Annotated in this window: 11 protein-coding genes; 7 read left to right on the top strand and 4 right to left on the bottom strand. The window is 56.6% G+C overall.

The window, feature by feature from the left end; genetic code table 11:
• The first annotated feature begins 16 nt into the window (after positions 1 to 16).
• On the top strand, positions 17 to 445 hold the full coding sequence (locus CPH17_RS06865) for a secondary thiamine-phosphate synthase enzyme YjbQ (protein WP_096298757.1): 429 nt from the start codon (positions 17 to 19) through the stop codon (positions 443 to 445).
• 50 nt (positions 446 to 495) lie between these two features.
• On the opposite strand, the gene CPH17_RS06860 is transcribed toward CPH17_RS06865, so the two are convergent.
• Positions 496 to 1,434 (bottom strand): ABC transporter substrate-binding protein, encoded by a 939-nt coding sequence (locus CPH17_RS06860; RefSeq protein WP_096298755.1) that lies wholly within the window; start codon positions 1,432 to 1,434, stop codon positions 496 to 498.
• A gap of 58 nt (positions 1,435 to 1,492) precedes the next feature.
• The gene (locus CPH17_RS06855) at positions 1,493 to 2,665 is read right to left on the bottom strand and encodes a TauD/TfdA family dioxygenase (protein ID WP_231898090.1); all 1,173 of its coding nucleotides are present in this window, start codon (positions 2,663 to 2,665) and stop codon (positions 1,493 to 1,495) included.
• Between the two features lie 115 nt (positions 2,666 to 2,780).
• Here CPH17_RS06855 and CPH17_RS06850 point away from each other — a divergent pair, with 115 nt between their 5' ends.
• Positions 2,781 to 3,644 carry a LysR substrate-binding domain-containing protein gene (locus CPH17_RS06850; RefSeq protein ID WP_096298753.1) on the top strand — a complete coding sequence of 288 codons (864 nt, stop codon included), beginning with the start codon at positions 2,781 to 2,783 and terminating at the stop codon, positions 3,642 to 3,644.
• Positions 3,645 to 3,755: 111 nt separating this feature from the next.
• A complete protein-coding gene (locus CPH17_RS06845) occupies positions 3,756 to 4,055 on the top strand; it encodes an MGMT family protein (protein ID WP_096298751.1) in 300 nt (99 codons plus the stop codon).
• 4 nt (positions 4,056 to 4,059) lie between these two features.
• Here CPH17_RS06845 and CPH17_RS06840 read toward each other — a convergent pair whose 3' ends face one another.
• Both CPH17_RS06840 and CPH17_RS06835 read right to left on the bottom strand, forming a co-directional pair.
• The gene (locus tag CPH17_RS06840) at positions 4,060 to 5,628 is read right to left on the bottom strand and encodes a bifunctional GNAT family N-acetyltransferase/carbon-nitrogen hydrolase family protein (protein WP_074397057.1); all 1,569 of its coding nucleotides are present in this window, start codon (positions 5,626 to 5,628) and stop codon (positions 4,060 to 4,062) included.
• Positions 5,629 to 5,670: 42 nt separating this feature from the next.
• Positions 5,671 to 6,591: a DMT family transporter gene (locus tag CPH17_RS06835; protein WP_074397056.1), complete on the bottom strand. Its 921-nt coding sequence runs from the start codon at positions 6,589 to 6,591 to the stop codon at positions 5,671 to 5,673.
• Between the two features lie 187 nt (positions 6,592 to 6,778).
• On the opposite strand from CPH17_RS06835, the gene CPH17_RS06830 reads away from it, so the two are divergent.
• From CPH17_RS06830 to CPH17_RS06815, 4 genes are all read left to right on the top strand, one after another.
• Positions 6,779 to 8,800, top strand: a complete 2,022-nt coding sequence (locus CPH17_RS06830) for an NADPH-dependent 2,4-dienoyl-CoA reductase (protein ID WP_096298749.1) — start codon at positions 6,779 to 6,781, stop codon at positions 8,798 to 8,800.
• Between the two features lie 129 nt (positions 8,801 to 8,929).
• Positions 8,930 to 9,973 carry a threonine aldolase family protein gene (locus CPH17_RS06825; protein ID WP_096298747.1) on the top strand — a complete coding sequence of 348 codons (1,044 nt, stop codon included), beginning with the start codon at positions 8,930 to 8,932 and terminating at the stop codon, positions 9,971 to 9,973.
• 332 nt (positions 9,974 to 10,305) lie between these two features.
• The gene (locus CPH17_RS06820) at positions 10,306 to 12,228 is read left to right on the top strand and encodes a PrkA family serine protein kinase (RefSeq protein WP_074397053.1); all 1,923 of its coding nucleotides are present in this window, start codon (positions 10,306 to 10,308) and stop codon (positions 12,226 to 12,228) included.
• Between the two features lie 35 nt (positions 12,229 to 12,263).
• Positions 12,264 to 13,553: a YeaH/YhbH family protein gene (locus CPH17_RS06815; RefSeq protein ID WP_074397052.1), complete on the top strand. Its 1,290-nt coding sequence runs from the start codon at positions 12,264 to 12,266 to the stop codon at positions 13,551 to 13,553.
• Positions 13,554 to 13,578 lie beyond the last annotated feature (25 nt).

Genomic DNA, 13,578 nt, shown 5'->3' with positions numbered 1-13,578 from the left:
CTATAGGGTGGGAGTTATGTGGCACCAAGAGGAGATTCATTTATCCGAGCGGCCACGAGGATTTCATCTTATCACCCACGAGGTGGACGAGGCGTTGCCTTGGCTGGCGGAATGTCAGATAGGGCTTTTGCACTTGCAGTTGCTGCATACCTCGGCTTCGCTGACCCTCAATGAAAATAGCGACCCGGATGTTCGCCACGATTTAGATGCCTTTATGCGACGGCTGGTGCCGGGGGGGTTGGACTATTTTCGGCACACCTTGGAAGGGCCTGATGACATGCCCGCGCATGTGGTTGCGTCCCTAATGGGGACACAACTGTCGCTGGCTGTGCGCAATGGCCGTCTGGCGCTGGGAACGTGGCAAGGCATTTGGCTGGGCGAGCATCGCGAGCAAGGCGGTACGCGTCGCGTATTGGCCACTCTCAACGGACAGTCGTTCGATTAATGGGGTAGCCACCAGCGAACCAAGCCGCTGATGGCTAATGGCGAAAACCCTCAGTCGTTAATCTGGGCCTCAATAACAGGCCAGGCAGGGTCACCGTCGGTGGTGGTCACATCGGCAAGCATCGCCTCTACGCGCTCAGGATTTTCGTTGATCCACTGCTCGGCAACGTCTTCCAATTCGCGCTCTTCCAGGCCGAACTGCTGAATCATCCAGCTTTGCTCTTCGGCGGTGAACGTAAACTGCTCAAAGAACGTGACGGCGTTTGGTGTGGCGTCCGCGTAGTCCGCACGTAATAGTGTGAGCACTTCGCTTTCGCCATTGTTCTCGCCGAACAGGTCTTCCTCGTCGTCGAGATAGCGCATCGGCAGCTCAAGGTTCATCCAGTGCGGCGTCCAGCCAACCCACACAATAGGCTCTTCGCGGGAAATCGCATCGCGGGCGGCGGACAACATGGCGACTTCGCTGGTGTCTACCAGTTGCCAGTCGCCAAGCTCCCAGGTGTCGTTATCAATGGCGTCATTAAGGATTTCGCTGGCTGCTGAGCCAGCACCAAAGCCGTGAATTTTGCCATCCAACTGATCACGATAGTCATCAAGGTCGGCAAAGCTTTGCAGGCCATTCTCATAGAGGTACTCGGGAACCGCCAGGGTCATCTGGGCGCCATCAACGTTATTGGCGACATCGACCAATACGCCTGACTCTTTACGCGGGTTAAACATGTCCCGCTGGGCAGGTAGCCAGGCGCCTAGAAAGGCGTCGATATCGCCACTTTCGATCCCCTGATAAATCACCTGTAAGCCGATTTCTTGGGTGCTCGTCTCGTAACCCAATGGGTTAAGCAACTGTTCGGCGATTTCGGACTTGACGGTAATGCCGGGCCAGGCGGGCACCCCAAAGTCGAGCGTCTGCTCATCGGCATGGACCGATGAAGCCAACAGCGCAGCGCTGGCCAGTGCGATGCTCGAGGCGAGAGGTTTTAGGTGTGTCATAGGATCTCCTTGCTGGGTTTATTATCAATGCATGCTCGTTATATTTTTCAGACGAACCCTAGGCACTGCGCGCGAGGACGCGCAGCTTAGAGGCAAGCATGTCTCGGTCTAGATAGGTGCCCTGTAAATGGCGTGCGCCGCTGTTGGGGTCGAACTCACGACGCCCGTGCAGAACTCGGCGGTTATCGAACGCCACCATTTGGCCAGGTAATAAGGTAAATTCGAGCTGGTGCGCTTCGCTGTGAAACAGCTGCCACAAAACGCGGTAGGCGCGGTACCAGGCCGCCATTTTGGGCGCGGGGAGGTGCAGCGTGTCGCGAATCCAGTTGTTAAGGCGTATTTCAACGAGCTGGCCGTCATCGTCAAGCTTGATGACGGGTGCCCGCACGGAAATATCGTGGGTGTCATCCTGAAAGCGAAAATCGATGGTGGTTTCGCTTAGCACTTTCAGGGCTTCTGGATCCTGTTGGCGTAGGGCATTGACCACGCGGGCGCCATCGGCAAACAGCGATTCGCCGCCGCTGGCTTCGTTCTGCAGGCAGTAGAGCAGTTGAATATCGGGTGGCTGGCGCCAGTTAGGCAGATCGATGTGCAGCGGCAGGCCGACGGCCGTGTAGGCGGCATTGTTGGGGTTGGGTTTCGAGCGCACATCGAAGCGTGAACCAAAGTTGGTCGCCCGTTGCGGGCCGATACGCTCCGCCAGACGGCTGACTTCTTCCTCAACCAGCGGGCCCTCAGTGATTAACGCCAGGCCATCGCGCAGCATGGCGGTCAGCCAGGCTTTTTCGCCCTCGGGCGTCAAGAAGTCGGCATGGCGGATGCGCTCGGGGGTGAACTGGTCGCGCCAGGGGGCAGGCGATGGAACGGCCGTGGGGATCTCGGCTTCCGGGCGACGCTGGTAAAGCCAGCCGCCATGATAAGCGCTCACGTGGCCATCCTGCCACGTCAGGTAGAGATGCCCCCCCGCGAGCTCGATCGCCGGTGTGTCGCTGATATCATCAAGCGGTAGGTACAGACGTTCGCGGGTTTGCGGGTGCCGGCAGGCAGGACAGGCGCAATGATCGCGAAGCCACAGCAGCGGTAGGGTGGTGTGCTGGCCATCCTGCCATGTCAGATGAACACCCTCATCGGTGGACACCGCCTCAGTCAGCGATGGGCCGTCCTGATAGGGGGCTAATTCACCCATTTGGGGCGCCTGACGTTGCTCTTCAGCGAAAACGGCACTGTTCATGATTTTCTCCCGGCATTGACTCAATTACGTCTTGCTAGGATGGGCAGTCGCATTGGCAGTGACAAACGATTAATCTGACCCCTAAGACCTCACTCAGCTTATAGGTTGCTTTTTCATGAGCCAGTTGCCACCGCTATTATGGTTACAAGCCTTTGAATCTGCCGCGCGAACACTCAGCTTTACCGCCGCGGGTAACGAACTGGGGGTGACGCAGGCGGCGATCAGCCAGCGTATTCGGCTGTTGGAGGATCGCGTGGGGCAGAAGCTGTTCGTCAGGCATGCCCGCAGCCTGACGCTAACCCCTGCCGGTCAGGCGTGGTTACCCAGTATTCACGATGCCTTTGCACGTATCAGCGAGGGCACATCGGAGGTTTTCGGCGTGACCAGTGAACAGCCGGTAACGCTGCGTTCAACGCCCGTGATTCAGCAGTCGTGGCTAGCGCCGAGGTTGATTCAATTGCATCGTCAGTGCCCTCACATATCGCTGCGCCTGGTGAGTGCTATTTGGCCCGATGATTTTGGCCCGGAGGGGGCAGATATCGAAATTCGTTACGGGCGAGGTGAGTGGAGCGGCGTCGAGATGTGGCCGCTTGGGAATGAGCAGCTATTGCCGGTATGTTCGCCCGATATCGCGAGAACGCTGACTTCCCCCAGCGATCTGGCCGGACACACGCTGTTGCATGCGGTGGGCTTTGGAGTTGGGTGGCCGGGGTGGTTGCAAACCGCAGGCGTGGCGCATTTGGAGCCGCATTGCCATGCGTTGACCTGTGATAACCAGGTCATAACGCTGGCGCTAGCTAGTCAGAGTGGCGGCGTTGCCCTGACGCATCGGCGCTTGCTTGAACAGCGCGATGATCTCGTGGCGCCGTTTTCGATCAGCGTTCCAAGCGAAGAGCGTTTCTGGCTGGTAAGGCCTAGTCGTCGGCAGGTGAGTGAAGACGCCGAGGTCGTATGGCAGTGGTTGCAAAAGGCGATTTAGTCAGTTCTTCTGACTAACTAACACCGTCTTATATGGCGAAAACTATGTATCTTAAAGCGTGGCCCGCTCGTAACGACGAGCCATAATTCCTGCCCAGAAGGAGGTCCTACCATGCCCCGGCCAGAACTGCTCGAACAGATCTACACCATTGTCGATCAAATACCGGCGGGGCGGGTCACGACGTATGGGCGTATTGCCGCAATGACGGAAGGCGCGACACCACGCATGGTGGGGTCGGCCATGCGTCATTTGCCCGATGGCCATCAGTTGCCCTGGCACCGGGTCATTGCCGCTTCGCTAAAGCTCGCCGACCACGGCGGGGCAGCCCGCCAGCATCAAAAGTTGCGCGATGAAGGCGTAACGTTTGATGCCAAGGGGCGGGTGCCCAGGCACCTTGTCTGGCCTGATTAATTGCTTAGTCGTCGAGGTTGGCACCTGACTTCCACGACCAGTCGCGCCAGCGCAGGTCAAAGAGATCCTTGCGGCGATCTTTCAGATTGGTTACCGAGCCTTCGGCTCGTACCACCGTCAGGCGGGTTAGGTCTAAGTCCGAGAAGAAGATCATCTCAGTATTAGGCGTTGTTTCCGCCAGCACTGCATCGTGAGGGAAGGCAAAGTCCGACGGAGAAAATACCGCCGATTGCGCGTACTGGATATCCAGGTTCTCGATCGACGGCAGGTTACCCACGCTGCCACATAGCACGACGTAACACTCGTTTTCGATGGCCCGTGCTTGGGCGCAGTGGCGCACGCGAAGGTAGCCATTTTTGGTGTCGGTCCAGAACGGCACAAACAGAATGTCCATGTCCTGGTCGGCAAGTAGGCGGCCCAGCTCCGGGAATTCCACGTCGTAGCAAATCAAAATACCCACGCGGCCAGCGTCGGTATCGAATACCTGAAGGTCGTCGCCGCCTTCTATGACCCAGTCACGGCGTTCCTGGGGAGTGATATGCAGTTTAGATTGCTTCTCGACGCTGCCGTCGCGATGGAACAGGTAGGCAACGTTATAAAGCCGGTCATCATCGCGAACTTCAATCATGGAGCCGCCGACAATGTTAATGTTGTAGGAGACCGCCATTCGCGCAAGCTCGGTAGTAAAGCGCTCGGTAAAGCCTGCCAAAAAGCGAATGGCACCCATTTGGTCCTGCTGAGCCTCGCGGTCTTGCAGCCCCATTAGCGGCGCATTGAACAACTCCGGGAACACGGCAAAGTCACTTTGGTAGTCCGAGAGGGCATCCACGAAGTATTCGATCTGCTGAAGCGCGGCTTCTACAGACGAAAATTCGCGCATTTGCCACTGCACCGCACCAACTCGCACTTGGGTGGGACGGGTATCCAGGACGCTCTCGGCAGGCTCAAACAGAATGTTGTTCCATTCCAGCAGCGTCGCGTAGCCACGCGACTGCTCGTCTTCCGGCAGGTACTTACGTAACAGGCGCTTTACCTGAAAATCGTTAGCCAGCTGGAACGACAAAATCGGGTCGTAAATCTCTTTACGTGAGACTTTGTCGATGTATTGGGCCGGTGAAAGCTCATCGGCATGCTGGTGATATTCGGGAATGCGGCCACCCGCCAGAATAGCGCGCAGGTTATGCGAGCGGCATAGCTCTTTACGCGCCTCGTAAAGGCGGCGTCCCAAGCGGTAGCCACGGTAGTCGGGATGAATCAGTACATCCAGCCCGTACATGGCATCGCCGTCTTGGTCGTTACGGATGATCTCACGATGGCCGATCAGGTCGTCGTACTTGTGCGGGTTTGAGAACTCGTCGTAATCCACCTGAACGGTTAGCGCTACGCCTACCAATATCCCATCGTCCTCGATAGCGATTTGGCCATCGGGAAACTCTTGAATCAGTTTGTCGATGGTGAGCTTGGGCCAGGCACCCCCAATATCGTGATACACCGCATCCATTAACGTCTTGAGCTGCTCGTAATCATCGCTCGATAAGTTACGCAGGTTAAGGTGCAGTTCTTCTAGGGACATGTTTAAGGATTCCCGGCAGTAGAAATAAGTCGCGTCATTGTATCATTGCTTGGCACTGCTCGTTTTACTCTGCGATACCTTGCGAGGTGCTAAGGGCTGGGTCAGCGTTTGCGCCATGATGACGCCAGCCAAAATTAATAGCCCGCCGATAAAGTGGAATCCCGCCACTCGTTCACCCAAAAAGGCCATGGCAATCAGCGCGCTAAACAATGGCATTAGGTTGATGAAAATACTCGCTTGGCTAGCGCCAATTTGACGAACAGCACGCATCCACAGAAAGGTGGTAATAATCGATGCTGGAATGCCCGCATACAGGATCAGTCCAATATTTTGGCTATCCACAGGCGTCATGGGCCCCATCAAATAAGGCGGCAGCAGCAACAGCACGGCAAAGCAGACCTGCGCGTAGAGCATTACCCAGGGCGGTAAATTCATCGACCAGCGCTTTAGCATTACGCCGTACAGCGCATAGCAGGTGGCGGCCATTACCATCAGCGCGTCGCCATAGGCAACCTCAAGCTGTAATAGCGAAAGCGGGTTGCCTCGACCCAGCAGAACGGTGACACCGATAAACGCTAATACGCCACCTAGCACGCCACCGCGGGTCGGCGGCTCGCGCAGAATCAAAGCGCTCAACAGCACGGTCAGTAGTGGGACCATCGCCGCCAATATGCCCATATTCGTCGCGGTGGTGGTTTCGGCGGCCACGTAAGCCAGACCCTGCCATAGGCCCATGCCCAATAAACCCAATAGGGCAAGCTTTGGCCAGTGGCGGCGGATTTCCTCACGGTGACGCAGCGCCGCGGGCAGTACAAATGGTGTCATAACCACTAACGCCAGCAGCCAGCGTAAAAACGCAATGCTGCTGGGGGCGATGGCGCCCACGGTTAACTGATTAATAGTCATGTTCCCCGACCAGATAAGCACGGTGGCGAGCGGCGGCAAAAAATACATCAAGCGCATAGCAGCGGTTCCTTATCGTTAGCCGGGTAATGTGACGCCCTTTCGCATGGTGGGCAAGACCCTTTCACAAGAACCTGACACCAGAACCAGTCACGATAACCTGTCATCAAAACAGGGGGTATACGTGACGGCCGGGATGTCATACGCTTGTTTGAATAATGTTCGAATAATACCCTGGAGAACCGTGATGACTCGTGCGCCTGCTTATCCGCATCTATTCCGTCCGATAACAGTGGGGCATTTAACGCTGCCGAATCGGGTCTTGATGGGCTCCATGCACACCAATTTGGAAGAGGCGCCCAATGGCTTCGAGCGGCTAGCGACGTTTTATGCTGAACGAGCACGCGCCGGGGTCAGCCTGATCGTCACCGGGGGGATTGCCCCCAATACCGAGGGGGCGGTGTTTCAGGGGGCTAATGCGCTAACTGATACGTCGCAGCTAGCGGAACATCGTCAGGTGGTGGATGCTGTCCATGCAGAGGGCGGGCATTTATGTATGCAGGTTCTCCACGCAGGCCGCTATGCCTACTCCCCTGAGTTAGTGGCGCCCTCGGCGATTCAGGCACCTATTAATCCCTTCACGCCCCGCGCGCTGACCAGTGATGAGGTCGAGCAGCAAATCGTCGACTACGTGCGCTGCGCGAGGCTTGCTCAGCAGGCGGGCTATGACGGCGTTGAAGTCATGGGCTCCGAAGGCTATTTGATCAATCAGTTTATCTGCCAGCGCACCAATCAGCGCGATGATCAATGGGGCGGTGATTTCGAGCGGCGGGTTCGCTTTCCCATCGAAATCGTCAAGCGAATTCGTGCCGCCGTGGGCGATGCGTTTTTGGTTATCTTCCGTCTATCAATGATTGATTTGGTAGAAGAAGGCAGCTCTTGGGAGGAAGTCGTTGCGCTAGGTAAAGCGATCGAAGCGGCAGGGGCCGATGTTATTAACACTGGCATTGGCTGGCATGAAGCGCGAGTACCGACCATCGTGACCAGCGTGCCACGAGCGGCGTTCAGCGAAGTGACCAAGCGAATGAAAGCGTCGCTTGCGATTCCGCTCATCACCACTAACCGCATCAACATGCCCGACGTGGCTGAGCGGGTGCTCGCCGAGGGGCATGCCGATATGGTGTCGATGGCGCGTCCGTTTCTTGCCGACCCGGAATGGATTCTTAAAGCCGAGCAAGGCCTGGCCGACGAGATCAACACCTGTATCGCCTGTAACCAAGCGTGTTTGGATCACACCTTTGCGGGCAAACTGACGTCTTGTTTAGTGAACCCCAGAGCCTGCCATGAAACAGAAGTTACGCTTACGCCTGCTCAGAAAGCGAAGCGCGTAGCGGTCGTCGGCGGCGGACCTGCTGGCCTTGCCACAGCCGTGGCCGCCGCCAGCCGTGGCCACAAAGTGGTGTTGTTTGAGCGCCGCGGCGAGCTTGGTGGGCAGTTCAACTACGCCCGCAAAATCCCCGGCAAGGAAGAATTTAACGAAACGCTGCGTTACTTTCGCGTGATGCTCGACAAACACGCCGTGGAGGTGCGTTTGAACACCACCGCCACGGTCGACGCGCTGGCCGAGTTTGACGAGGTGGTGATCGCCACCGGCGTGATGCCCCGCGAGCTGACGTTACCCGGCGCTGACCATCCAAGTGTGCTGAGCTACGCCGAGGCCATTGAGCAGCCTGAGCGTGTCGGCCCGACGGTCGCGGTGATTGGCGCGGGGGGGATCGGCTTTGATGTATCTGAGCTTTTGGCCCACCAGGGGCATCCTACGCTTGACCTTGCCGCCTGGTGCGATGAGTGGGGCGTAGACCTGGCGGTGGGCGAGCGGGGCGGTTTGAAAGTACCTGCGCCGCCAGCCTCTCCAAGGGAAATTGTCATGCTGCAGCGTAAAACCTCCAAGCCGGGTAAATACCTGGGCAAAACAACCGGCTGGGTGCATCGCGCCTCGCTCAAGCAACGTGGCGTCAAAACGCTCACCGGCTGTGAATATCTCAAAATCGACGATGAAGGCCTGCATATCCGCCGTGATGGCGAAGAGCAGGTGCTCGCCGTGGCATCCATCGTGGTCTGCGCGGGCCAGGAGTCAGTGCGCGATCTGATCTCGCCGCTGGAACAGGCTGGCGGCCGCGTGCACGTGATTGGTGGCGCTGATGAAGCCGCTGAGCTGGATGCTAAGCGCGCTATTGATCAGGGAACTCGGTTGGCGGCTTCCTTATAACGTTGAAATGGCGATAGACTGATGAGCGACCTAGTTATTAAGTCTAACGAGTCGCTAACGTCGTGGGTGGCACCCAGCCCACGCTGCAAGACCGTCAGATAAAGAGGATTACCCACAAGGATTATCGCCATGACCTCGGAGTGTACCCCCCGATTTTTAGCCAGTGATAACACCTCCGGTATCTGCCCGGAGGCCATGCAGTATCTGCTGGAAGCCAATCAAGCCGATGACTTGGCCTACGGCAACGACCGTTGGACGGCGCGAGCCGCCGATCGCTTTCGCGATATGTTCGACTACGATTGCGACGTGTTTTTTGTGTTCAACGGTACTGCTGCCAACTCACTGGCACTGTCCGCGATGGGGCGTAGCTACCACAGTGTGATCTGCCACGAGTTGGCACACATTGAAACCGATGAGTGCGGTGGCCCCGAGTTTTTCTCCAACGGCGCAAAATTGCTAACCTCCCCGGGCGCTAACGGTAAGCTGACGCCAGAAGGCATTGAAGCGCTGGTCACTAAGCGCAGCGATATTCACTACCCCAAGCCCAAGGTCATTTCGCTAACCCAGGCGACTGAAGTCGGCACGGTTTATTCCCGAGAGGAGCTGTTGGCCATCCGCGCCATGGCGGATAAGTACGATCTGCGTCTGCACATGGACGGCGCGCGGTTTGCTAACGCCTGTGCCAGTTTGGACGCCACCCCGGCTGAGTTGACCTGGCAGGTCGGCGTTGACGCGCTGTGCTTCTCGGGTACCAAAAATGGCTTAGCGTTTGGCGAGGCCATCCTGTTTTTCAACCGCGAGCTGGCCGAAGACTTTTCGTACCGCTGCAAGCAGGCGGGGCAATTGGCCTCTAAAATGCGGTTTATTTCGGCACCCTGGCTAGGTCTGCTGGAAAGCGGCGCCTGGTTAACCAACGCTCAGCACGCCAATGCTATGGCGCGTTATCTTTCCGACGGACTGCAGTCGTTACCCGGTGTATCGCTGATGTTTCCGACGCAAGCCAACAGCGTCTTCGTTGAATTGCCGCCCCATGCCATTGAAGCGTTGAAAGCCAGAGACTGGACCTTTTATACCTTTATTGGCGCCGGTGGTGCACGGTTTGTCTGCGCCTGGAACACCACCGTTGAATTGCTCGACCAACTGCTGGCGGATATCCAGAAAGTGCTTGAATAGCACGTATTAAAGCACTTTATGATGAATTTGCTCTGAACTAACCCATAGCGGGGGGCTATTCGCCATGGCTGGTTTCGCAGCGCCCCGCAAAGGGTTATCGGGCCGTTTGGAGTCTCTAGTGCCGCCGTCCTGGCGGCGCTGTGCGTTGGGTCTGTCAACGCAACTAATCTACCTTCTGTACGCTCATAGAATTAATGCGTTAGCGTTGAAGTTTGAGTCATCACATTTTGCTAATGCTGACTATGCTGATAAGCGACACCTCTGTTGGGCACACCGTTTTGACATTGGCTGCTTGACGGTGACTGCCTGGGGTTGGGCTACAGGAGAGTTCCATGAGCATCTTTGATCACGTTCAAGACCGTTTTGCCCGCGTTCAGCAAGAAGACATGAGCCTTGAGGAATATTTGGCGCTATGCCGTCGTGACCCTAAGGTTTATGCCAGCGCTGCCGAGCGCATGCTGGAGGCGATTGGTGAGCCTGAGGTCATCGACACCGCTAAAGATTCGCGTCTCTCGCGCATTTTTTCCAATAAGGTGATTCGGCGCTACCCGGCGTTTGCCGAGTTTCACGGCATGGAAGAAGCCATCGAGCAGATTGTGTCCTACTTCCGCCATGCGGCGCAGGGGCTTGAGGAGCGCAAGCAGATACTCTACCTGCTGGGTCCGGTGGGGGGCGGCAAATCGTCCCTGGCGGAGCGTCTCAAACTGTTAATGGAACGTATCCCGTTCTATGCCATTAAAGACTCGCCGGTATACGAATCACCATTGGGATTATTTTCTCCCGAAGAAGACGGTGAGCTGCTCGAAAAAGAGTACGGCATTGCTCCGCGTTACCTCAAAAGTGTCATGTCGCCCTGGGCGGCCAAGCGTTTGAAAGAGTACGGCGGCGATATTTCTCAGTTCCGGGTAGTGCGCCTTTATCCCTCGCGGCTGAACCAGATTGCGATCTCCAAAACCGAGCCGGGGGATGAAAATAACCAGGATATCTCGTCTCTGGTCGGCAAGGTCGATATCCGCCAGCTCGAACTCTATTCCCAGGATGACCCCGATGCCTACAGCTTCTCCGGCGGGCTATGCCGCGCCAACCAGGGGCTGATGGAGTTCGTCGAGATGTTCAAGGCACCCATCAAGGTGCTGCATCCGCTGTTAACGGCCACCCAGGAGGGCAACTACAACCCCACCGAAGGCATGGGGGCGATTCCCTTTGACGGTGTCATTCTTGCCCACTCCAACGAATCCGAGTGGCAGGCGTTTCGCAATAACCGCAACAATGAGGCGTTTCTTGACCGGGTGTATATCGTCAAGGTGCCTTATTGCCTGCGGGTCACCGAAGAAATCAAGATTTACCAGAAGCTGCTTGAAGACTCGTCGCTTAATGCCGCGCCCTGCGCGCCGGATACGCTACGCATGCTGGCGCAATTTTCGGTGCTTTCGCGGCTGAAAGTGCCCGAAAACTCGAGTATCTATTCGAAGATGCGCGTCTACGACGGCGAAAATCTCAAGGATACCGACCCGCGTGCCAAGTCGATTCAGGAATACCGCGACGCCGCCGGGGTGGATGAAGGTATGCAGGGGCTATCAACCCGCTTTGCGTTTAAGATTCTCTCCAAGGTGTTCAACTTTGATGGCACGGAAACGGCGGCTAACCCAGTGCATTTGCTGTACGTGCTGGAACAGGCGTTGGAACGTGAGCAGCTACCCTCTGAAGCCTTTGAACGCTACATTGGCTTTATCAAGGAGTTTCTGGCACCGCGCTATGTCGAGTTTATCGGCAAGGAGATCCAGACCGCCTATCTCGAGTCCTACAGCGACTACGGGCAAAATATTTTTGACCGCTACGTCACCTATGCGGACTTCTGGATTCAGGATCAGGAATACCGCGACCCCGAGACTGGTGAATTGCTCGACCGCCAGGCACTCAACGAAGATCTGGAAAAAATCGAGAAGCCGGCGGGTATCTCCAACCCCAAAGACTTCCGCCACGAAGTGGTCAACTTTGTGCTGCGCGCGCGTGCGCAGAATAACGGCATGAACCCCAGCTGGCAGTCCTACGAAAAGCTCAAAGGCGTCATCGAGCATAAGATGTTCGCCAATACCGAAGAGCTGTTGCCGGTAATCTCTTTCAATGCCAAGGCGTCCAAATCGGACCAGAAAAAGCACGAAGATTTCGTCGCGCGGATGGTGGATCGTGGCTACACCGAAAAACAGGTGCGGCTATTGTCAGAATGGTACCTGCGCGTGCGCAAGTCTCAGTAGTGGCTGGCGCTTTAGACAAGAGCTAAGGAGGTCTTATGACCTACTTCATCGATCGCAGGCCCAACGCCAAGCACAAGAGCGCGGTCAACCGACAGCGCTTTCTGGAGCGCTATCGTAAACACATCAAGCGTTCGGTAGAGGAGGCGGTTAACCGCCGCTCGATCACCGATATGGAGCGGGGCGAGAAGATTTCGATCCCTACCAAGGATATCTCCGAACCGGTGTTTCAACATGGGCCGGGGGGCGCACGCGAAATCGTATCGCCTGGCAATAAAGAGTTCCTGGCGGGGGATAAGATCCGCCGCCCGCCTGGCCAGGGAGGAAGTGGTGGGTCGGGCGAAGGCGGTGCTTCCAATCAAGGAGAGGGCACCGACGAATTCGCTTTCACTCTGAGCCGCGAGGAGTTCTTGGAGTTCGTCTTTGATGGGCTGGAACTTCCTCACTTGCAGCGTAAACCGCTCAAGTCACTGCAGGAAATCAAAATGGTTAGAGCGGGGCTGGCGCGTGACGGGGTACCTTCGCGCATCAGTATTACCCGTTCGATGCGCGAGGCGTATGCGCGCCGGATCGCCATGCGTGCCCCGATTAAGCGAGCCCTGAAAGAAGCCCAGCAAGCGCTCGAGGCTGAAGAGCGCAAAGACTCCGTGCTGCGCAATCCGGCCCGAATCGCCGAGCTAAAGGCAGAAATTGAGCGTTTGGAAAAACGCATTGAAGCGGTGCCGTTTATTGACACCTACGACCTGCGTTATCACCAATTGGCCGCGCAGCCGCAACCCTCAAGCCAAGCGGTAATGTTCTGTGTCATGGACGTCTCAGGGTCCATGACACAAAACCACAAAGACATCGCCAAGCGTTTTTTTCTACTGCTGTATCTGTTTTTGGAGAAGCATTACGAGAAAGTCGAGCTTGTGTTTGTTCGCCACCACACGGCTGCTCGGGAGGTCAGCGAGGAAGAGTTTTTCTACTCACGAGAAACCGGCGGGACGATTGTCTCCAGCGCACTCACTTTGGTGAACAGCATTATTGAAAAGCGTTACCCGGTGGGGCAATGGAACCTGTATGTCGCCCAGGCCTCCGATGGCGACAACTGGGATGATGATTCAAACGTGTGCCGTGACCTGCTGGTCAAGCAGCTGATGCCCCAGCTTCAGTATTACGCCTATGTGGAAATCACCCCGCATGATCATCAGTCGCTTTGGCAGGAGTATGAAACGGTGGCGTCTCACTTTCCCGAGCAATTTGCCATGCGTCAAATTGTCGATGCCGGGGATATCTACCCCGTCTTCCGTGAACTGTTTAAGCGCCGCTTAAGCCAGCAGCGCTGACCGCCCGTTGAGTTGAGGAGTGCGC

This window comes from Halomonas sp. hl-4, assembly GCF_900215475.1.
GTDB lineage: Bacteria > Pseudomonadota > Gammaproteobacteria > Pseudomonadales > Halomonadaceae > Vreelandella.
Note: the sequence above shows the minus strand (reverse complement) of the source record. Positions and strands in the feature narration are given on the sequence as shown.